This window comes from Prevotella sp. P5-126, assembly GCF_002251185.1.
Lineage (GTDB): Bacteria > Bacteroidota > Bacteroidia > Bacteroidales > Bacteroidaceae > Prevotella.
Map to the genome: position 1 here is coordinate 167693 of NZ_NPIZ01000053.1, position 22002 is coordinate 189694.

Below are 22002 nucleotides of genomic sequence, written 5' to 3' on the forward strand. Positions count from 1 at the left end.
ACTGATATAGCACTATATCGGTTATCTTGCTGGAAAACTCATTTCAAATGCTTGATAACACGAGCAGGATTACCCACTGCCACCACATTAGAAGGGATGTCGCTGACCACCACACTACCCGCTCCTATCGTCACATTGTCGCCAATGGTGACACCGGGAAGAATAGTAGCACCACCACCAATCCACACACTATGGCCAATGGTGACTGGTTTTGCCCATTCACGACGTGTGTTACGCTCCTCAGGATTGGTACTGTGACAAGCGGTATAGATGCCAACATTGGGACCGATAAAACAGTCGTCGCCTATGGTTACTGGTGCTTCGTCGAGCACAGTCCAATTGAAATTGGCAAAGAAACGCTTACCCACGTGTATATTTGTACCATAATCACACCAGAACGGTTGTACAATAAAGGTATCAGTTTCACTGGTTCCCAACATCTGTTGCAGTTTTAAGTTGCGTGCCTGCAAATCGGTTGGACGTATCTGGTTGTATTCCCAACAATCGTCCTTACATTTATTCAATAGTTGTATAAGGTACGCATCACAAGCATTATACTCCTCGCCGCGCACCATTTTCTGGTATTCGACCATATTATGTTCGGTCATCATATTTTCACTTCTATATTAGGGTTCTGTCGTAGCAGTTCTTGTACAAACTCCTGACTGTTTTTGGGCGATATGATAATATCATCGAAGCGGTTGTAGAAAATACAAATGCGCTGAAGACTCAATGCTGGCGAACTAAGCATCGTACGACAAGGCGTTATCTTCAGTATCTTGTCGATAGGTACATCCCATCCGATAAACATGCCGCACCTCACCTTCAACACCCCTTCTCCAATGGTATAGTCGGTATGCAGCAACAGATCTACTAAGAGCCATGTCATCAACACCGTCACCACTACAATTATCCATTCATAGTTGGTGACTATCACCTGCCATATCAAAAAGCCGATAACACACATGAATAATATCACGAGCCAAGTATCCACTCTCGATTTATATACCTTGTTTTCTATCATTTAGCGTTGCAGTTATTCGACTGCAAAGATACATTATTTTTTCTAACTCTACACCTTTTCTATAAACAAATACAAGAGAAGTCGTAGCAAAAAGATTGTCTTTATGGAGACAACCCAGAGTTTCTCGACTTACAAAGTGTCAGCCACATACCATGAAGGGCTGCCGCATCGAGATGCAACAGCCCTGTTATCAACATATATAAAAGCGCTTAACAAAGTAGCGCAGAGACTGCCAGTGCGTCATCGCCTTCATAGACTTTCATCTCTGTCATGGGCGAATAGTTGAAATTGGAAAAACGGAAAAGTTGAACTGCAAGGTATTCATAGTCTTGCGAACAAGCTATTTCCAAACGGAAAGGCCCAACCGCAACAGTGGGCAACTTACCCTTTTCCACTTCGCGACGCATCGTCTTACCGTCAGTCTGAAGCAGTTGTGTGAGTCGGCCTTCCATATCTGGAGCATACTCATTGACCTTCAGATTGATTTTAGATGATGTGGGGGCGTAGGTAAGATTGGTCTTCAATCCGAGAAAACCACGACTGATATTAATACGAGAATCGTTGGAGAGAGCCTCAGCCATCTCCATGTGTTTATAATTTGCCATTGTTTTTTGATGTTAGAATGTGTTTCTTAAAATAAATAAATCATTGTGCTATAGGCCAAGAAGGCCAATAAAGAAACACACTGCTAACGCAGAATCCGCCTCAGTGCAATGATATAATACTGGCACGAGACGGCACTCTGATGGGGTGACACCTCTTGGCGACGACGCCCATCATAGTGATCATGTATAAGAATGATTGGGGTTTTCAGCGAAACGGCTACTAATCGCTGGCCTGTAGGACGCCCACCGCCCATGGTGGGCAAGCGCAACAAGCGTGGCGTAGCAATACGATAGCCATCATAAACATCTGTCAACAGTGCCTCACCCAAAGGTTGATGTTTGCTATCATTATCATAAATCTGGTCGGAAACAGGCACCGATTCGTTACATCTTTCCACGGCAAAAACCTCCTGCTGCTGACCAAAAGTCATCAGCAGAAGCAACAATACAAAGTGGAAAAGACGCTGTTTCATAACTGCAAAATTAAACATTCTGCGCGAAAAAACGGCATATAAATCCATTTTTTACATGTTTCTTAATATTTTAAATAATATATGGATATTTTTTGTTAGATTGTAAGCAATCTTATATATATTGCTTACAATTCGTTTGCAAGCTTTCATTTGTAGATAGAAAACCACCGCTTATCCTATCATATTGCTATATTATTTTGTAATTTTGCAAGCAGAAAGAAAGTTTAAATAGAGGATAATATGACAAAGTGTAAGCAAACCAACAAACAACAAGGGCTTTATCAACATGATTATGAACATGATGCCTGCGGTGTGGGCATGGTGGTCAACATCCATGGCAATAAAAGTCACGAATTAGTAGATAATGCTTTACGAGTGCTGGAAAATATGCAGCACCGCGGTGCAGAGGGCGCTGACAAGAAAACCGGCGATGGTGCAGGTATCATGTTGCAGATTCCCCACGAGTTTATACTGCTTCAAGGCATTCCTGTACCTGAAAAAGGAAAGTACGGAACAGGTTTGATTTTCCTTCCAAAAGACAAGGAACGCCAACAAGAGATACTCTCTATTATGATAGAAGAAATAGAGCGCGAGGGGTTGCAGTTAATGCATCTGCGTAACGTGCCCGTCAATCCCGAATGTTTGGGACAGGCAGCACTGGGCAATGAACCCGACATCAAGCAGGTTTTCGTTACTGGAGTTGCCGACGACAGCGTTGCCGACTTCCCACGCACACTCTATGTCATCCGCAAAAAGATAGAACATCGCGTCAGCGATGAAGACTTCTATATCTGTTCGCTAAGCAACACAAACATCATTTACAAGGGAATGCTCACCAGCAAACAGCTGCGTGAGTATTTTCCCGATCTTTCAAATCCCTATTTCACCAGTGGTCTGGCACTTGTACACTCACGTTTCAGTACCAACACCTTCCCCACTTGGTCGCTCGCACAACCTTTCCGACTGTTGGCACACAATGGTGAAATAAACACCATACGCGGCAACCGTGGATGGATGCAGGCACGCGAAAGCGTATTGTTGAAAGAGGATTCACCACTTACTCCAGCAATCTCGCCCATCGTACAACCGGGTATGAGCGACTCGGCATCACTTGATAATGTATTAGAATTCTTTGTGATGAGTGGTCTGTCATTGCCTCATGCCATGAGTATTCTTGTGCCTGAATCGTTCAACGACAAGAACCCAATATCCGAAGATCTTAAGGCTTTCTATGAATACCACTCTATTCTGATGGAGCCATGGGACGGTCCCGCAGCTCTACTTTTTAGCGATGGGCGCTTTGCCGGTGGTATGCTCGACCGCAATGGCCTACGTCCTGCACGCTATACCATTACTAAAAACGATACGATGGTAGTAGCTTCTGAGGCAGGAGTAATCGATTTCAATCCTACGGAAGTGGCTGAAAAAGGTCGCTTGCAACCAGGTAAAATCTTGCTCATCGATACCCAAGAGGGCAAAATCTACTATGATGGCGAAATCAAGGAACAGCTCGCCAAGGAGCATCCCTATCGCCAATGGCTTTCTACCAACCGTATCCAGTTGGAGAAACTCAAGAGCGGTCGCCATATAGCCAACAGCGTAGATAACCTTTTGCAAAAAGAAGTGATGTTCGGTTATGGCGAGGAAGATGTCGATGGCACCATCGCACCGATGGCAGTCAATGGTGTTGAGCCTACCGCTGCCATGGGTAACGACACACCATTGGCGGTGTTGAGCAATCGTCCACAAACGTTCTTCAACTATTTCCGTCAACAGTTTGCCCAAGTCACAAACCCTGCTATCGACTCTATCCGCGAATCACTTGTCATGTCGCTCACGGAGTATATAGGTCGTGTAGGCGCTGGCATCCTCACTCCAGACGAGAGCAATTGTAAGATGGTGCGTCTCCCCCACCCCATTTTGAATAACACTCAGCTCGATATACTCTGCAATATTCGCTATAAAGGATTCAACACCGTGAAGCTTCCCATGCTCTTTGAATGTAAAAAGGGTGAAGATGGACTCCGCGATGCACTATCGAAACTCTGCCACGATGCAGAACAGTCGGTTGATGCAGGCTACAACTACATTATCTTATCAGACCGTGAAGTAGATCAAGACCACGCTGCCATCCCATCATTACTCGCAGTCAGCGCTGTCCACCATTATCTCATCAGCGTTGGAAAGCGTGTGCAAACCGCCCTTATCGTTGAAAGTGGCGAGATTCGTGAAACGATGCATGCTGCTCTGCTCTTAGGCTATGGCGCCTCAGCGCTGTGTCCTTATATGACGTTTGCCATACTCGACGACCTCGTCAAGCGCCACAAGATACAGGAAGACTATACTACAGCCGAGGCCAATTATATCAAGGCTGTCAAGAAAGGACTGTTTAAAATTATGGCTAAGATGGGTATTTCTACCATCCGTAGCTATCGCGGTGCTAAGATATTCGAGAGCATCGGACTCAACGAGAGTCTCCTGAAGGCATATTTCGGCACAGAGGTGAGCACCATTGGTGGTATCGGTTTGGAACGTATCGCACGCGATGCTATCATACTACACGACAAGGCTTTCGCCACCGGAAACGATGCAGAAACAGCAGCCGAGGCTTTCTTGCCCAATTTAGGACAGTTCCATTGGCGCAAAGACGGTATCCGTCATGCATGGAATCCAGAAACTATTGCCACCTTGCAACTTGCTACTCGCACAGGCAACTATGAAAAATTCAAGGAATATACACACTTGGTGGATGACAAAGCAGAACCCATCTTCATCCGCGACTTCCTTGGTTTCAAGAAGAATCCTATCCCTCTTGAAGAGGTAGAACCCGTAGAAAGCATTGTCAAGCACTTTGTTTCAGGTGCAATGTCATTTGGCGCACTGTCGAAAGAAGCACACGAAGCCATTTGTCTGGCTATGAATCTGCTGGGAACAAGAAGTAATACTGGTGAGGGCGGTGAAGACTCTGAACGTTTTCACAGTACCGTTGACGGCATCTCTCTATCTTCTAAAACCAAGCAGGTGGCCAGTGGTAGATTCGGTGTCACAACTGAATATCTTGTCAATGCAGAAGAAATTCAAATCAAAGTAGCACAGGGTGCAAAACCTGGCGAAGGTGGTCAGTTGCCCGGATTCAAGGTCAATGAGGTCATTGCAAAGACACGTCACAGCATTCCGGGTATCAGTCTTATCTCTCCGCCACCACACCACGACATCTACTCTATCGAAGATTTGGCTCAACTCATCTTTGATTTGAAACACGTAAACCCTCGCGCTGCCATCAGCGTCAAGCTCGTTGCAGAGAGTGGTGTAGGAACTATTGCTGCCGGTGTAGCAAAGGCAAAGGCCGATCTTATCGTTATCAGTGGTGCTGAAGGCGGCACAGGCGCATCACCTGCCAGCAGTATGCGCTTTGCAGGAATATCGCCTGAAATCGGACTGAGCGAAACTCAGCAGACCTTGGTAAAGAATGGATTACGCGGACAGGTACGCCTCCAAGTTGATGGACAAATCAAAACCGGACGCGATGTCATACTCATGGCACTGATGGGTGCCGAGGAGTTTGGTTTCGGCACATCCGTACTTATCGTATTAGGATGTATGATGATGCGCAAATGTAACCTCAACACCTGTCCTATGGGTGTTGCCACACAGAATCCGGAACTGCGTAAGCACTTCATCGGACGCTACGAATATCTCGTCAACTACTTCACTTTCCTTGCAAGAGAAGTACGCGAATATTTGGCTGAAATGGGCTTCCGTCGCCTTAACGATATCGTGGGACATACAGAACTTGCTGTGGTAAAGGATACAGAGACAACAACAGACCACAAACCTGTGCTCGATTTCACACGTCTGCTCTTTAAAGAGGGTGACAGTAAGACAGCACTCTGCCATATCCCAACCAGCGAAATGCACACTGACACTACTTCGCTCGATGCACAGATGATACGCGGTGCAGAGCCAGCCATAGAGCGTCAGGAAGAAGTCAATCTTGACTTTGCCATCAGAAATACCGACCGAGCCGTTGGCGCAACACTTGCAGGAACAATTGCCCTCCGCTATGGACAGCAAGGATTACCCGACCAAACCATCAATGTGAAGTTCAAAGGATCGGCTGGTCAGTCATTTGGTGCATTCCTCAACAAGGGTATTTCATTCAAACTGGAAGGCGAAACCAACGACTACTTCGCAAAGGGACTATCAGGCGGACGTATTGCCATACTGCCTCCAGTACGATCTAACTTCAATGCAGAAGATAATATCATTGCAGGAAATACCGGACTTTATGGTGCTACAAGCGGCGAACTCTATATCAATGGTAAGGTTGGCGAACGTTTCGGAGTAAGAAACTCAGGAGCTATAGCCGTTATAGAAGGTGCTGGCGACCACTGTTGCGAATATATGACAGGCGGACGCGTCGTCGTTTTAGGCCAGACAGGACGCAATTTTGCTGCAGGAATGTCGGGCGGTGTTGCTTACGTATGGGATAAAAACCATAACTTCGACTATTTCTGCAATATGGATATGGTAGAAATCAACCTTGTAGAAGAAGCACAGTACCGCAAGGAACTACACGAACTCATCAGACAACACTATCTGTACACCGGTTCAAAACTGGCACGTACCATGCTCGATGACTGGCAGCGTTACGTAGAGGACTTCATTCAAGTAGTTCCTATCGAATACAAACGCGTGCTGCAAGAAGAACAAATGAACAAACTCAGACAGAAAATCGCTGATATGCAAAGAGACTATTAAGCATTGAAGCACAGAAAGACAATAGACAACTATGGGAAATCCAAAAGCATTCTTAGAGATACACCGGCAAGAAGCTGGCTATCGTCCAATACATGACCGTATCCACGACTTCGGTGAAGTGGAGCAAACGCTCAATACCAAGGAACGCAAAGCACAGGCATCACGCTGCATGGACTGTGGTGTTCCATTCTGCCACTGGGCTTGTCCGCTGGGCAACAAACCACCCGAATGGAACGATGCTTTGTATCGTGGAGACTGGGAACTTGCCTATCGGCTACTCAATGCCACCAATCCGTTCCCTGAATTCACAGGACGCATCTGCCCAGCATTGTGCGAGAAAGCATGCATTCTCAATTTGATAGAACACGAACCCACTACCAACCGAGAAGATGAAGCCTCTATCACAGAAGCCGCATTCCGTGAGGGTTATGTTATTACCCACCATCCCAAGCGCAACGGCAAACGCGTGGCTGTCATCGGAGCAGGTCCTGCCGGCCTCGCAGCAGCTAATGATTTGAATCTAAAGGGTTATGAGGTGACCGTCTATGACCGTCATGAAGCTGCCGGAGGTCTGTTGCGTTATGGTATTCCCAACTTCAAACTCAACAAGGCCATTATAGACCGACGCATGAAAGTGTTGTATGATGAAGGTATTAAGTTTGTATTTGAAGCCGATATCGACCTACAGCATCTGTCACTCGCCAACGAGTTTGATGCCGTAGTGATTGCCACCGGTACACCAACAGCACGCGATTTGAAGATTCCCGGACGCGAACTCAAGGGAGTTCACTTTGCACTCGACATTCTCTCACAACAGAATAGAATACTCGATGGTATAGAGTTTAAGAAAGACGAAATCGTCACCGCTAAGGGTAAAGACGTGCTCGTCATTGGTGGCGGTGACACCGGTAGCGACTGTATTGGTACAGCCCACCGTCAGGGTTGTAAGAGCGTGACACAGATAGAAATCATGCCTAAGCCACCTGTAGGACCAGAAGATCCTAAGAATCCATGGCCTGCATACCCCAGAACTCTCAAAACTACGAGTAGCCACGAGGAAGGATGCACCCGTCGCTGGAATATCAATTCACTTGAATTCATAGGCAAGGACGGTAAACTGACTGGTGTACGCGTGCAAGAAATAGATTGGAAACCCAATCCAGAGGGCGGTCGTCCACTCATGGTGGAAAAGGGAAAACCAGAGATTATCAAAGCCGAACTGGTATTACTCGCTATGGGATTCCTCAAACCCGAACATCCACAGTATCCCAAGAATGTTTTCGTTTGCGGCGATGCTGCCAATGGCGCCAGTCTTGTGGTACGTGCATTAGCAAGCGGTAAACAGACTGCCGCCAAGGTGGATGACTTCCTCAAGAAATAACATCACAAACAATACAAACACAAAAACCATTGCGTGCAGACCGAATCCATTCGTGTCTGCACGCTTTCATTTGCTATTTACGCTTGATAAGCATCATCGCCACGATAGGAGCACCTACCAGTGCTGCCACACTATTGACGGGCAGAGCGCCTTCAAAACCGGGCAATCGCGACAACAAACAGCATATCAACGTAAGCATAATACCAGAAAACAAGGTGGCAGGCATTAACCATCGATGGTCTGAGGTGCGAAACAAAACACGCGCCAGATGGGGTACAGCCAATCCAATAAACATGATAGGACCGCAATAGGCAGTCACTACAGCAGCAAGCAAACCCGAAGAAACGATAATCAAGGTGCGTGAGCGACGGATATCAAGTCCTAAATTTCGTGCATAATTATCTCCCAATAGCAACATGTTCATCGACTTGATGAGCAGCATACTCATAGGCAACAACACCGCCATCATAACGGTAAAGACCATAAGTTGTGTGCCACTGGTGCGTGTGAAGCATCCCAATCCCCACACCACATACGCCTTGACATCCTCTTCAGCACTGAAAAATTTCAGAATGCCTATTATAGATGTGGCAAGATAACCAGTCATCACACCGATAAGTAGCAACGTAACATTTCCCTGTACGTATCTTGCCACAAATATGATGAGTGCTAATACGAGCAATGAACCAGCCATAGCGGCAATAGTCATAGCTACATCGCCCACATAACCCAATCTACTCAATGCCACACCACCAATGGAACTGCTCAACAGCACAACGAATGCCACACCAAGCGAAGCACCGTTAGACACACCAAGCACCGACGGTCCTGCCAAAGGATTGTGGAAAACGGTCTGCATCTGAAGTCCACTCACCGCCAGACCTGCGCCTGCCAAGAGCGCCGTAAGCGTCTGTGGAAATCGTGAGTTCCATATAATATTACTCCAGATGGTAACCTCCGTGGCATCATATCCCGTAGTATCGAGTCCAAGGAGTATGTCTGTCACGGCACGCAAAGGTATCGTTACCGTTCCGATAAGGATGTTGAACAGGAAAAGGACGGCCACTCCCACAAGAGTGAAAGCCATCATGATGGCAGGACGATGTTTCACTTGTATAGCTATATTATTGTTTCAACAGATGATAGAATGTCGGTTTGTAATCCTTCGGCATGAGTTCGGGATGGAAAATGGCAACGAAATCAGCCAAAACCTTATCAGGACAGACAGGAGAAATCTCGTAATACGGTTGGCGTTTCATATTGCAATAGATCACGTGGCGGTCATTATAAGCCTTAAAGAGCTTATTACGAGGTTCCGATTTAGCAAGTGCTTCATAGGAAAAGTCACCCGGAAAACTATTCAGAATACGCCAATAGTCGGCTTGCGCAGCCTTGACATACATCGCTTCGAAGTCGATGGGCTCACCTCCGGTATTATCGTCTTGGATAACATAGTCTGCACCTGCATCACGGAAGATCTGTGCCAAATAGTTCTTTCCGCCTACAGCATGCCAGTTACCACCATGCATTTCACCGCTAAACACAGTAGGACGTTTGTCATTAGCCTTTGCCACTTTCTCCTTCAACGCCTCATAGCGGTCGGCAATCTCCTGAAAAACAGTATTTGCTTCACGCTCCCTGCCTACGAAAAGAGCCACAAACTTAATCCATTCAGCCTGTCCCAACGGGTCGAGTTCCTTAAAGCCGAGATGTGGCACAAGCGTCACACCAGTCTCCTTGATGGCATCATAACCACCTCGTTTGAATGGCGATATGAAAATCACATCAGGTTTGGCAGCCATCACCAGTTCGGGATCAAAGTTGCCTTCCATACCTATTTTCACAATATCACCAGCTTTGACACGAGCCTTGATCTGCTTATCAAAGAGATTTTTTGTACCCGTAATACCCTTCACCACTTGCGTAGCGTCAAGGACAGTAAAGTTTGAAAGTTGCAACATGGTCATCAGTACGACACTACGCACAGGTACCTCTATCTTAGTATATCCGTCAGGAATCTCAACAGTGGCACCTCTGTTGACAAGTGCAAAACGATAGGTCATACCTTTTCCTTTCTGTGGGTCCTTCACTTCCACTAATCGGATGCCGTTACCGGGATATTCCACATGGAATCCCTTGGCATATTTTGGCTGTACTATACTCAGACTGTCGGTAGCTTTTGACAGTTCGGCAGACTGCCCATCTTGTTGTTTTTTATTGCCTGTACACCCCACTGTTACAGCAAGGAAAGCGATGAAAAGATAAATGTAGAACTTCTTCATGTTCGTCAGTTATTATGTTTGTTTTGTTATTCTTCATTCAATATAATGATCTCCAACTGTCCATTGGGCAACAACGGATGACACACCCGATAGCAATAACCAGTCAACACATCGATAAAAGCCTGTTGGCGGTCGGCGGGCACGATAGTCCATAGTTCACGTGCCAGAGTCATTTGCAGCGCCCTACGGCATACATTCTCATCACATCCAGCCTCTGCCAGCATCTTAGCAATGAAGTCTTTGTCCATCGTACAACGCTTGCTATGGGTATCCAGATGTCCGGCTGCCAATTTCACCGCCTTGCCCATCATCATCACCAAACATACTTGCGCAAACTGCAATTGTTGCGCAATCTTCAAGGTATCGCCGATATAGTTGCCATACTCCACAAAACACTGTGCTGGCAATGTTGGAAAGCGGTTGCGAACCATTCTTTCGCTTTTCGCACCGCTATTGATAACAACCGTATCAAAACCTGCAGCCTTTGCCACTGTCATACATTTGCGGATGCTATCAACGAAGGCTTGCTCTGAAAAAGGTTTGATAATGCCCGACACACCAACGATACTGATACCGCCCTCAATGCCTAATCGTGGATTAAACGTATGTTGTGCGAGTTCTTCACCTCCCACTACAGACAGCGTCACACATACCGATGCCTCATGAAGATTACGGTGTATCATCTGTCGCGGCACCTTGTTGATGGCAGCTTCACCTGGTGGATAATCAAAACCAGGAAGTGTGAAACGACCGATACCCTCACCACCTTTGATGGAAAGCGGCTGTCCTGTACAGGTCACCGCAGCACGTATTTCCGCTCCTTTGGTAATATCAGGGTCGTCACCACTTGGTTTGATCACATACGCATACCCCATGCCATAACCCACCGCCACAGGTATTGTCTCACCGTTGGGCAGCATGACATCGACCGTATCGGTTTGTTGTTTGCCCATCAACTGACGATAGGCAGCCACAGCAGCAGCAGTAGCACAAGTACCCGTAGTCAGCCCGCTATGTAGCGGAAAGAACTCAGGCAACAGTTTTTCTACCATCAATCGCACTCCATGTTCACCGTTTACACTCTGAAACGACTGCGGCATAGCTGGTCTGCGGATAGCAATCATCTTCATATTGCGCCGTCTGGCTTCATCCACCTTTTGTTGAAAACCACCCGAAAGTCCGCTCTCCTTCATTATCATGACATCTGCATGGAGTTGATTCTCCTGTCCGTATCGGATGAGTTGATCCATGCCAACACCACAAGCCAAAGCCTTGATCAGGCTCGATGGTCGGTCCAGAATATGATAATACATCTTGATGCCATGGTTTTCCAATACTTTCAACCGGGCAATACTCTGTACCCCCGTAGTGGCTTCCACTATCGTTCCAGGTTGTTTGCTCAATAGTTGTACCACGTCGTCATAGGAATCTACCCATGTGATGTCCGTGTCACGTGGAGGAAAGATGCGTTCAAACCTGATGACGGGCAACCGCAATTGATTTGCCACCCTTGCCACCGTATGGTGCAGTATGGTGGCAAAAGGATGGGCAGCATCCACCAGCAGACGTATCTGCTTCTGTTGACAAAACGCCAACATAGCCTCTTCTGTCATGGCACCTTGTATGGCAATGCCATGACAAAGTTCCACTTCCTGCTCTCCCGTCTTCGTGGAATAGTAGAAAATGTTACCAGCCTCTTCCAGTTCGGCAACGGCTTTTCGTCCTTCTGTGGTACCTCCCAATACCAGTATCATTCCTTTGTAGCTTTTCTAAAAAGATGTGTAAAATGACTGCTGTATAGTTCCGACAATCCATGTCGATTATCGATAGCCTCTCCCACAACAATCATGGTGGTCAATGTCAAATGGTTATCTTTGACAATAGCAGATAGCTGATCGAGCCTGCCGCGGTAGATATGCTGGTCAGGCCACGTCAGATGGTAGCATGCAGCAACGGGTGTATGGGGCGGATACTCCTGCAACAACTGCCGTTGCACATCATCCACAATAGCTGCACTGAGGAAGATGCACATCGTACTTTGACTTCGTGCGAGGAGATGCAGTTTTTCCTTTTCAGGCATAGGCGTACGCCCTTCACCGCGTGTAAGTATTATCGTTTGACAACGCTCAGGTATGGTAAACTGCGAGCGCAACTCTGCTGCAGCCGCCAAGAACGATGATATGCCCGGTGTGATATGATAACTGATGGCATTGTCATCAAAGAATGCCATTTGTTCCTGTATAGCTCCAAAGATACAAGGGTCTCCCGTATGGAGTCTCACCACTAAGAGTCCACGGTCGGTAAACGATTTCATCAGTTCGCATTGCTCTTCCAATGCCATCGAAGCACTACTTCTCACCACGGCTCCATCCTTCGCACAGAGCGTGAGTTCGCGCGGTACAAGACTGCCAGCATATAATATAAGGTCTGCTGTCTCTAAGAAACGGCGTCCGCGCACAGATACCAAATCAGGATCACCGGGGCCTGCCCCAACTATTTCCACGTGTCCACGACGTTCATAGCGAGGTTCGACAGCCATGGCAAGTGTCCAGTGTGTACCCTTCTGCTTGGTCATCAACAAGTCGTTGGTGGCTGCTCCCAACATAGCCGCAGCTTCACAAACGCTCTTAGTGCCTACGTGGTTTTCCACCACTGCGCTGGGTGTGGGCACCTCCTTGGTATTGAGTTCGTCGGCAGTCAATAGTTGCACAGGCGCTTCTTCCTGTAGTTTTCGTATGATAGGTTCGTCAGCTTTCACATCAATAGTATGCCAAGCGACAATTGCCTGCTGCATGATGCGATGATCACTGATACACTTGCAGATGCTTTGCAAGTGAGTGATGGGCGCTTGATGTGCCAGTCCGATGCCGGCATGCAGGCACTTAGGCGAATACCACACGGTCGGCAATTGAGTTTCGGGCATTACAGGCCCCACCACCAAAAGTAGTTTATAGCGTTCCATATCGATGTCTTCCGCATGATAGAACACGCTGACGTGTGGCAAGCAATGGCTTTCCATCCAGTCAGTACCCTTGTCTCTTGTTTCCAACAACAATGCGGTAGGCTGTTGAGCAACAAACAGAGCAATCTGTTGATTGATGTGTGTATCAGCCATGACCCATCCAAAGCGTTGCGCCAATATGTCGAGAGGCCACAAATCATTTAAGTCACTCTGCGTAGTGATGACAGCTTCTGCCCCTATGATATGTGCAATATGCCGGGTGAGTTCGTTGGCACCCCCCACATGTCCTGATGCCACGGCAATGGCATGGCGTCCGCAGGTATCTACACAAACCACTGCAGGATCAGTATGCTTGTCTTCCAAGAGCGGTGCTATCGTACGTACACAGATGCCCAGCGCGGCAATAAATACAAAAGCCTCGTAGTATTTCCAGCTTTTTTCCACGTCTTTTACCGACAAGATATCGGCATCGGTCTCTCTGGCCATCGTTTCTGCCAGCATCCGCTGATCTTCCGAAAGGATAATTATTGCTTGATGCATTTCCTTATTGTTATAGGGTTATAATCGTTAAGTGTCAGGTGTAATGGCGTTTGTGGTGTGAGCGGAAGGCTCTGACAGGCTTCTTCAAAGAGTCTGTTGCTCTCTTCCGTCACACAGTTCATCACCATACAGCCTCCCGATGGCAACACTTCACAGAGTTTTGCCATCATTTCTTTGAGTTTTCCGCCATGTCCTCCGATAAACACACTGGTAGGTTTGGGCAACGTATCAAGATGCTGCAGCATGAAATCGCCTATGACAGTCTGTATGCCTGGAGTACCAAATCGGCGCGTATTCTCGCGCATGAGCGCCTCCCCCTCCTTTCTTATTTCAAATGCCACAATATCTATTGTGGGATAGAGCCGTTTGGCTTCTATCGATATGCTACCAGTACAGAATCCCACATCCCACAGTACACTATCGGCATGGAGTCCCAGCTGTTGGATGCTCAACAGTCGGAAGGGCATCTTGGTAATCATCTTGGGTCTGCCATCAAGTATGGAGAAATCCTCGTCGGGTATTCCCATGGGAACATTTTCACGGAATTCTTTCTGCAACAGTATGCAGCAGTTTGGTTGTGCAAAAGAGAGCGATGCCGCCTGTTCAATACTGATTTGACAGATATGCTCCGTCTGTGGGTTTCCCAAGTGTTCGCCAATGGCTATTTCGTAGTTGTCATAACCATAGTCCAACAAGCGCTGTGCAATGGTAGCCGGTGTATGGTGACGGTCTGTGAGACATCCTATCTTCTGTTTTCCAGTTATCAGTGCCGCATCGAGGGCATTCCATGGTCTTCCTGTGAGCGATACAAGCGTCATGTCGTGATAGGGCAAAACGAGTCGATGTGCCAACATTTGGAGGGAATGAAACGTGGGTACGACGCGGATTGGAGCCTCAGGAAACTGTCTTTTCAACGTTGTTGCAAAACCATAGAATAATGGATCGCCAGATGCAAACACCACGATGTGTCCCTCACATGCCATATATTGCCTGAACACATCCGCAAGCGGAACGGTGATATCTATCCACTGTGCACCATGTGGCAACCGTTCCGCCATGATTTCATGATGTCGGCTTCCACCCGAAAACACCGTCGATGTAGCGATAAGCTGTTCCACTTCTGAAGGAAATACTGGATTGGGATGGTCGTTGATACCTATGACTGTAAACTGTAACATCATCGATTGTGTTTTATTATAAATCTCTTCCCGGCACGAGTTGAATGGCGTCGTCGAGTGTCATGATGGCATTACACAGTGTTGCAGCAATATTACTGCCACCCTTGCGCCCTTCAACAATGACCTTGGGTACGTCAGCAAAACTCTTCACCATATACTTAGACTCCTTCACATGTACGAATCCAACAGGTGCAGCCACGATACCTTGCGGTCGTGCTTTACCCTTACGCATCAGTTCGCAAAGTTCGATAAGTGCTGTAGGTGCGTTGCCAAAGGCAAATAGTGCATCGGGATGTTCCTCCACAGCCAGTCGTATGCCAGCCTGTGTCCGTGTGATATGCTGTTGGGCTGCTATCTGTTCCACTCTTGAATCGTGTAGATAGCACTTCACTTCCAGTCCTAACCGTTGCAAAGCACCCTTGCGTATGCCGCTCTCCACCATGGTGACATCGGTCACGATGGTCTTGAGCTTTCCTTGTCTGATACGCTCAAAGATGCACTCCGCAGCACCCTGATCTGTATAGAGCACATTCTCCATTTCGAAATCGGCAGTGGTATGGATGGCATGTAGCAATAGCCAACGATGGTCGGTGGGATAGTCTTTGCGGTGCAGCTCTGATAGAATAGTGTGAAAACTCTCGGTCATAATACCCGCACCTATCGACTTTTCATTCTCTTTCTGACCATATTTCTGTATATAGCCACGCGGTGTTATCATCTTGTCGGCAAAGGCAAAGGTCTGCGAATTACCTATGATGACGATGGTCAGCATATCAATATCATCCGGATTGAGCTTTCCGAGCGTGGTAAGCACTACCGTTTCTCCTTCACGCCCAGCCTGCCTGACATAGCCGACGGGGGTTTCAGGACTTCTTCCCGCGTTGAGGAATATCTCCTTGAGACGTCCCAACTGCCAATAGCGCTCGTTGGAACGTGGGTTATAGACGGCAGTCACAAAGTCTGCCTGTGCTGCCGCAGTGATGCGACGTTCTATAAGATTCCATGGAGTCATCAGGTCAGAGAGTGAAATCACACAGAAGTCGTGACTGACAGGAGCGCCCAACAAGGCGCCTGCCTTCTGAAAAGCGGATATGCCCGGATGCACGATAACCTCTACATCCGACTGACTTTTCGCCTTCATCTCCCATATCAGCGATGCCATGCCATAGATGCCGGCATCGCCCGACGACATGACAATCACCTGATGGCCCAGTTCTGCCAGTTGAAAAGCTATTTTTGCACGCTCATACTCACGCTTCATTCCAGTGTCGATACACTGTGCGGTATCGGGCAGCAAGGGTTTTATAAACTGGAAATAGAACTTATATCCCACCACGACATCGGCTTGTGCGAGGGTTTCTCGCACAGCCATTGTCATGTCGTCCATACTTCCCGGACCTATTCCTACAACGATGATTTGTTTCATAACTTAATTTTTAATCCAGCTACCAACATACGTCCCGGTGAATAGAGTGCATAGCGTCGCAGGCTGCTGTCTATTCGGTTGTCCGTCTTGTTGAATATGTTGTCTATACCCAAACTGGGCTCTACGGTCAGATGGCGAGCCAGCGAGAAGGTGTGTGTGGTATTGATATTCCACACCCCATAGCCCGGTGCATCCTCGTAAGCCGCATAATAGGTTTTCGATTGTAGTCTGCCATTGACATTAGCCGACAAGCGGTAGATGCCCCAAGCGCGGCTATAACTTGCCGACAGCGTAAGTGCATTCTTGATACTGCGGTCGAGAATCTGCCATTCGTCGCCCGATTTCGATTGTGCATAGGTATAGGCATAGTTCACATTGAAGTTGAATCCATCGACAGGATTAGCGTAGATGTTGACCTGTAGTCCTTTCACATCACCCTTGTCGCTATTGACATAGTGTGCATAAGACGTCATTTTGTTGGCTTGTTCATCTGTCATTTCAGGAAATTCAGCCTTCAGCATCTCACGCAATGGGTCAGTGAGCTTGATATTATCCTTGATAATCATGTCGTTGATGCGGTTGATATAACCCATGACCGACAGCGAGAAGCGGCTAACGCGATATTCTGCTCCCAGCGATACATAGTGGCTGGCTTCCGATTTCAAGTTTTTGTTGCCAAACGACACCTGTGGTTTTCCGCGATTGACAGAGAAGTAACGGTAATAGAGTTCGTCGAGTCCGGGAGCTCTGAATCCGTTGCTATAGGTTGCTCTGAGTCGTATAGGTCCGTTGCTAAACATCAGTGCCACCTTTGGTGTCAGTCTGCTACCAAACTCCTTATGGTAGGTATAGCGTGCACCAACGGTAGCTTTGAGGTGTAGTGGCAATGCCATTTCGTGCTGTCCATAGCCAGAAAGGGTATAGGCATTATTGTCTATGTTTCCTGATGTAGTCACCAACATATCGTTGCGCCAATCAACACCGAAGATGGTTGTAGAGTTTTGGGTGAGTCCGAGTATGGCTTTCACCTCGCCATCCATGGTGCGTTGCTTCTTCGACTGCACATAATCGCCCACCTTGTAGGTTTTGGTTTCTACGTCATACTCCTTTCCATAGCGGTAACGATCTACTGTAAAATCCGTCTGAATGGAGTTTCTTGAGTTCCATTTGTATATTCCTCCCACATTCCAGCGCAGCGATTTATAGCGCATTTCATAGTCGAGACCACCGGTGATGTCGGGGTTTGTATTGGGACGGTCAGTCTTTTTATATCCATACTCCATACCCGCATTGAATGCCAGTTGCTTGGTTGTCTGCCAAGTGAAGCGCTGACTGACCAGATTGTTTCTATATCCAGTAAACAAGGGCGACAGCGATTGCTGTGTTTTGTCCTCTTCTCCCTTCACATATTCCAGTGGGTTGATGCGATAACTGTCTGCCCTATCGTGTGAAAAGGAGGTGTATGATCCGAATCCATGGCTATAGATATCTACATTGACCTGCTCGGTAAACTGTCCTTTCCCACTTACCCGCGAGTTGGAAGTGGCACTGACAAGATTGCCTGTAGGTTGGTCTGTGATGATATTGATTACTCCTGCGATGGCATCGCTGCCGTACAGTGAACTTGCCGCACCGTCGAGTACCTCTATACGCTTCACTCTTGCCATGTTGATGCGATTGAGATCTGCGTTGTTGGAGATGTCTCCACTGAGTTTATGTCCATTGATGAGGATGAGAATATACTTTCCTCCGAGTCCGTTCAAACGGAGTTGCGACCCCATGGCATTAGGTGCCATGGAAAGTTGCGGCATAGTATGTGTGAGCGCATCAGCAAATGTAGTGATGCCCTGCTCTTTGATTTCCTTCGCCGAGAGTACGTGCACCGGTGTAGCAGTGACTCCCAAACGCTGATGATGCCCCGACCCCGTCACTACAACGGGATTGAGGCTCATCTGTTTGTCAGCATCTGCCGATCCGCTTTTGCTGTGGATCTGTGCCGATGCAACTATTGCGTTTACTGATAAGGCGAAGATAACGAGTAGTCTGTTGGTCTTCAAAGTTTATCAGATTTTATGTTTGTTTCTGGTTTATTCGGGGTTCTTTGAGTGATAGTAATCCACAGTTTCAGCGTTCTTGGTGTGTGCTTTATAGAGTGCGCGGACATTGGCAAACTCAAGCAGACCCTTTACAATTCCCTTGTCGTCGGTATAGCTATCGTCCTCGATGGTGTATCCCATGTGTTTGAAATACATCTTCCAACTGGTGTCTTCAACCTCACCTTCGTCGTTGGTCTCAAATCCATTGTCCCAAGCATCGTCGTCACCAGCCATATCGTTGTGGGCGTGGTCACCGGCGATAGACATCAGCGGAGCGCAATATACCTTACCGCTGGTGATGCCATCGTTGGCCATGCGCTGGTGAACGTGAGTTTTGAAGTTCTCCTTCATATCAACAGTTCCTACATAGTAGTTAGAGTTGTAAGCCTTCAGGGCTGTTTCCAACTGGGTGTAGCGAACATTAGCTTTGTAGGTATCGTAGGTGTCGGGGTTACCGTGACCCATGAACAACAAAGCGCCTTTCTGTGCATAAGAACTGAAGTTGTCGTTGAGTGCCTTAGCCAACTTATTCACGTCTGAAGGATATTCAGCCATCAGAGGATAGCCCAGCTTAAGGGTCATGGTGCTCAGATACTTATCGTCGAGGTCACCGTTAGAGTTGTTAGCGAAGTCTTTCATAGCGTTGATGACACGTGTGTATTCTTCTCCGGGAATCACCTGCATAGACTGAACGATGATTTCCTTATACTGCACACGTCCGAAAGCCTCCAGCCAGTATTTTGGCTCATAGAAGTTGCGGGGCTTTACGTGTTCGCCAGCCATAGCACGGTTGATACAGATAGCTGAAGAGAACGACAGATAGACGTCGTAACCAGGGAATTCTTTCTTGTATTCCTCTACGGTAAGGTCGAAAGCATCGTATGCCTGCTGCCATGTCGAACCAAATGCAACGACGAGAATAGCCTTGTCGTTTTTCTTCTGTGACTTAACGGTAGCATCTACTTCCTGCTGGTAACGCTCCATGTTTGACAGTTGTCCGCCCTTGGAGTCATCGTCGTCGTCACCACAAGCAACGAATGTTGAGGCAGTCAGCAATGCTACGGCTGCCATCATGAGAAATTTAATCTTCTTCATTGTCTTTTTGTTTGTTATAATGTTGATTATTAAAAATGTTTCTAATCTTCTTTCCTTTCGCAAATCTGACAGTCAGCGAGGCGAAAAGCGTAGTACCCGATGTGTTGGTACCGAGGTGTAATCCGTGTGGAGTTTTATCCACATAGTTGAAGATATTATCCACTCCAGCCTCTATACGGTAGGTCATGTGTTTACTTTTTCCAAGGTCGTGGGTGGTGCTGAGACGCCATATCTGGTATCCCTTACCGTTGCCGTTGGTCTGATAGTAGCGTTTGGTTGACATCTTGCCATAGATGCCGACACCCATCTGATAGTTGGTGGCAAACTGATGGTTCCATGTAGCGAAGACGTTGGCTTTATGGTGTGCCATGCCATCGATGGTGACATTGACCATTCTGTCGTGTGTGGTGTCGTAGATATTGGCTTTGGTATCAAGGTAACTATACCCTGCCCCGATACTCAGATGGTCTGTGGTGTATCGCAGATTGACATCCACACCATAGGTTTTGGCATCTTCCATGTTGTGATAGCGACGCACTTTACTGAGCATCTCACCATACTGTTGGCGGTAAACGTCTGGTGCTTCGCTCTTGGGTATGGTTACCAAGGCTATCATATCATCCACCTTATTATAATATCCCGTAACAGATACGTTGAAATGACCTATGGTATATTCGCCGTTTAGCGAGAAGTAATTGCTGGTTTGTGCCTTCAGGTCTGGATTTCCCAAAAACAGAATGATGCCGCTCATGTCGCGTGCATACTGGTAATTGAGCTCTTTGATGGTGGGTGTCTTAAATCCCTGGCTCCACGATGCTCTAAGTCTGAAGTCGCCAAGTTTAAGCATGGTAGAGAGTTTGGGGGTAAGTTTCCATCCGAAACTCTCGTTGCGGTTGAGTCGGAGTCCGGCTGTCACCTGGAGGATGTGCAGCAGTTGGAGTTCGTCTTGCACATAGATGGCCTCGGTATTATCGTCGGCGGTGCGTCCTTTGATGCTTGCAGGAGCTTTGAGATAATCGTAGCGTGCCTCAATACCGGCGCTGAGTTTGTTGGTTGGGGTGAGTGCAAACACACCTTTTAGATTAAACATGGTGCGCTCCTGATTGCTCATCAGCAGTTTTTGTCCGGTGAAATAGGGGTAGTCGAGAATGAAGTTGCCATCTTCATCGAAGCCTTCTGCCAGTGTTGTCGAGGTGAAAGCGTGGTAATAGGCATGTTTGTTCCAACTGACATCTGCCGTGACGAGGTCACCGCGATTAGTGGTCCATTGCATGCCGGCAACGGCTGAAGCGTTCTTATACTTTAGGTCATAGTTATAGACATCATATTTGGGATATTTGCCGCTCTTGCGGTATATACCCTTCTGATACCATGATCCTTCGGCATAGAGTTCTAATTGTTGGGTAGGATTCCATACCAACCGCTCTGCTATCTGCCAATTGGTAAACTCGTTTGCAGTTTTGCTTTTCGAGTCGGTGACGGGTGTTGCCGAACTTGGTGTATGTTCGGTGGCGGTATTCTGCCATCCGTCGTTGTGCTGAAGTTGAAAGTTGGTGTATGATTTCCATTGTCCAAAGCGCAGGGCAATGCCGTTGTGCTGTCTCACATCGTTATGCGATCCGTAGCGTGTCTTGTTTTCAAGCATCACGCCTTCATTATGCTTACGGGTGATAATATTGATGACTCCGGCTATGGCATCGCTTCCATAGAGTGCCGACGAGGCACCCTTGACAATCTCGATGCGCTCAATATTGTTGGGGTCGATAAGTCCGAGGTCGTTTTGTCCGCCTACATCACCATGCAGGCGCTTACCGTCGATGAGTATTAGGATATAGGAATTGCCCAGTCCGTTCATCTGCATTTGCGATCCCATGTCGCCCTGTTCGAAGTCGAACGATGCTGACAACTGGGAGAGTATGTCTTCGATGCTGCGTCCGGCAAAGGTTTTCAGCACCTGCCGATTGATGACTTCGGTCTGTACCGGAGCATCTTTCAACAAGTGGCGCGTACCAGTTCCTGTCACCACAACCTCTTGCAGCGACTCCTTGCTCTCAATGGTTTTCTGTGCTAAAACCGGCGGACACACTACTATAGCAAGTAGCAGACCCGCAATGTTTCTGCAAGTCATAATACCCTTATAATTCATTCTAAAATAAAATAGGAAATTGTCAACCCTTAA

Annotated in this window: 15 protein-coding genes; 2 read left to right on the plus strand and 13 right to left on the minus strand. The window is 47.4% G+C overall.

The window, feature by feature from the left end; translation table 11 throughout:
- Window positions 1-38: 38 nt before the first annotated feature.
- From CIK90_RS05660 to CIK90_RS05675, 4 genes are all read right to left on the minus strand, one after another.
- The gene (locus CIK90_RS05660; protein WP_254046289.1) at window positions 39-611 is read right to left on the minus strand and encodes a sugar O-acetyltransferase; all 573 of its coding nucleotides are present in this window, start codon (window positions 609-611) and stop codon (window positions 39-41) included.
- On the minus strand, window positions 608-1024 hold the full coding sequence (locus CIK90_RS05665) for a PH domain-containing protein (protein WP_094434870.1): 417 nt from the start codon (window positions 1022-1024) through the stop codon (window positions 608-610). The genes CIK90_RS05660 and CIK90_RS05665 overlap by 4 nt, the downstream gene beginning before the upstream one ends.
- A 209-nt stretch (window positions 1025-1233) precedes the next feature.
- Window positions 1234-1629 (minus strand): hypothetical protein, encoded by a 396-nt coding sequence (locus CIK90_RS05670; protein WP_094464557.1) that lies wholly within the window; start codon window positions 1627-1629, stop codon window positions 1234-1236.
- A gap of 83 nt (window positions 1630-1712) precedes the next feature.
- Window positions 1713-2102: a hypothetical protein gene (locus CIK90_RS05675; protein WP_094389993.1), complete on the minus strand. Its 390-nt coding sequence runs from the start codon at window positions 2100-2102 to the stop codon at window positions 1713-1715.
- 240 nt (window positions 2103-2342) lie between these two features.
- On the opposite strand from CIK90_RS05675, the gene gltB reads away from it, so the two are divergent.
- Window positions 2343-6863, plus strand: a complete 4521-nt coding sequence (gene gltB, locus CIK90_RS05680) for a glutamate synthase large subunit (RefSeq protein WP_094464558.1) — start codon at window positions 2343-2345, stop codon at window positions 6861-6863.
- Window positions 6864-6894: 31 nt separating this feature from the next.
- Entirely contained in the window at window positions 6895-8244 is a 1350-nt protein-coding gene (locus CIK90_RS05685; protein WP_094389995.1) for a glutamate synthase subunit beta, read from the plus strand.
- 73 nt (window positions 8245-8317) lie between these two features.
- Here the strand turns inward: CIK90_RS05685 and CIK90_RS05690 are convergent, their stop codons facing one another.
- The 9 genes from CIK90_RS05690 to CIK90_RS05730 are packed head-to-tail and all read right to left on the minus strand — an operon-like array spanning window position 8318 to window position 21951.
- Window positions 8318-9355: an iron chelate uptake ABC transporter family permease subunit gene (locus CIK90_RS05690; RefSeq protein WP_371591505.1), complete on the minus strand. Its 1038-nt coding sequence runs from the start codon at window positions 9353-9355 to the stop codon at window positions 8318-8320.
- Between the two features lie 13 nt (window positions 9356-9368).
- Window positions 9369-10526 (minus strand): ABC transporter substrate-binding protein, encoded by a 1158-nt coding sequence (locus CIK90_RS05695; protein ID WP_094389997.1) that lies wholly within the window; start codon window positions 10524-10526, stop codon window positions 9369-9371.
- A 26-nt stretch (window positions 10527-10552) separates the two neighbouring features.
- On the minus strand, window positions 10553-12280 hold the full coding sequence (cbiD, locus tag CIK90_RS05700) for a cobalt-precorrin-5B (C(1))-methyltransferase CbiD (protein ID WP_094464559.1): 1728 nt from the start codon (window positions 12278-12280) through the stop codon (window positions 10553-10555).
- Complete coding sequence (cobM, locus tag CIK90_RS05705) at window positions 12277-14028, minus strand: precorrin-4 C(11)-methyltransferase (protein WP_094389999.1); 1752 nt, start codon at window positions 14026-14028, stop codon at window positions 12277-12279. The genes cbiD and cobM overlap by 4 nt, the downstream gene beginning before the upstream one ends.
- Window positions 14013-15209 (minus strand): precorrin-6y C5,15-methyltransferase (decarboxylating) subunit CbiE, encoded by a 1197-nt coding sequence (gene cbiE / locus CIK90_RS05710; RefSeq protein ID WP_094464560.1) that lies wholly within the window; start codon window positions 15207-15209, stop codon window positions 14013-14015. The genes cobM and cbiE overlap by 16 nt, the downstream gene beginning before the upstream one ends.
- 13 nt (window positions 15210-15222) lie before the next feature.
- Window positions 15223-16632 (minus strand): precorrin-3B C(17)-methyltransferase, encoded by a 1410-nt coding sequence (gene cobJ / locus CIK90_RS05715; RefSeq protein WP_094464561.1) that lies wholly within the window; start codon window positions 16630-16632, stop codon window positions 15223-15225.
- The gene (locus CIK90_RS05720) at window positions 16629-18689 is read right to left on the minus strand and encodes a TonB-dependent siderophore receptor (protein ID WP_094434889.1); all 2061 of its coding nucleotides are present in this window, start codon (window positions 18687-18689) and stop codon (window positions 16629-16631) included. The genes cobJ and CIK90_RS05720 overlap by 4 nt, the downstream gene beginning before the upstream one ends.
- A 30-nt stretch (window positions 18690-18719) precedes the next feature.
- Window positions 18720-19823, minus strand: a complete 1104-nt coding sequence (locus CIK90_RS05725) for a sirohydrochlorin cobaltochelatase (RefSeq protein WP_094440118.1) — start codon at window positions 19821-19823, stop codon at window positions 18720-18722.
- The gene (locus CIK90_RS05730; RefSeq protein WP_094464604.1) at window positions 19810-21951 is read right to left on the minus strand and encodes a TonB-dependent siderophore receptor; all 2142 of its coding nucleotides are present in this window, start codon (window positions 21949-21951) and stop codon (window positions 19810-19812) included. The genes CIK90_RS05725 and CIK90_RS05730 overlap by 14 nt, the downstream gene beginning before the upstream one ends.
- Window positions 21952-22002: the final 51 nt, after the last annotated feature.

What these genes read in the sequence shown, in the direction of transcription:
- CIK90_RS05660 (WP_254046289.1), bottom strand. Translation starts at nt 611, where the DNA reads ATGATGACCGAACATAATATGGTCGAATACCAGAAAATGGTGCGCGGC.
- CIK90_RS05665 (WP_094434870.1), bottom strand. Translation starts at nt 1,024, where the DNA reads ATGATAGAAAACAAGGTATATAAATCGAGAGTGGATACTTGGCTCGTG.
- CIK90_RS05670 (WP_094464557.1), bottom strand. Translation starts at nt 1,629, where the DNA reads ATGGCAAATTATAAACACATGGAGATGGCTGAGGCTCTCTCCAACGAT.
- CIK90_RS05675 (WP_094389993.1), bottom strand. Translation starts at nt 2,102, where the DNA reads ATGAAACAGCGTCTTTTCCACTTTGTATTGTTGCTTCTGCTGATGACT.
- gltB (WP_094464558.1), top strand. Translation starts at nt 2,343, where the DNA reads ATGACAAAGTGTAAGCAAACCAACAAACAACAAGGGCTTTATCAACAT.
- CIK90_RS05685 (WP_094389995.1), top strand. Translation starts at nt 6,895, where the DNA reads ATGGGAAATCCAAAAGCATTCTTAGAGATACACCGGCAAGAAGCTGGC.
- CIK90_RS05695 (WP_094389997.1), bottom strand. Translation starts at nt 10,526, where the DNA reads ATGAAGAAGTTCTACATTTATCTTTTCATCGCTTTCCTTGCTGTAACA.
- cbiD (WP_094464559.1), bottom strand. Translation starts at nt 12,280, where the DNA reads ATGATACTGGTATTGGGAGGTACCACAGAAGGACGAAAAGCCGTTGCC.
- cobM (WP_094389999.1), bottom strand. Translation starts at nt 14,028, where the DNA reads ATGCATCAAGCAATAATTATCCTTTCGGAAGATCAGCGGATGCTGGCA.
- cbiE (WP_094464560.1), bottom strand. Translation starts at nt 15,209, where the DNA reads ATGATGTTACAGTTTACAGTCATAGGTATCAACGACCATCCCAATCCA.
- cobJ (WP_094464561.1), bottom strand. Translation starts at nt 16,632, where the DNA reads ATGAAACAAATCATCGTTGTAGGAATAGGTCCGGGAAGTATGGACGAC.
- CIK90_RS05725 (WP_094440118.1), bottom strand. Translation starts at nt 19,823, where the DNA reads ATGAAGAAGATTAAATTTCTCATGATGGCAGCCGTAGCATTGCTGACT.
- CIK90_RS05730 (WP_094464604.1), bottom strand. Translation starts at nt 21,951, where the DNA reads ATGACTTGCAGAAACATTGCGGGTCTGCTACTTGCTATAGTAGTGTGT.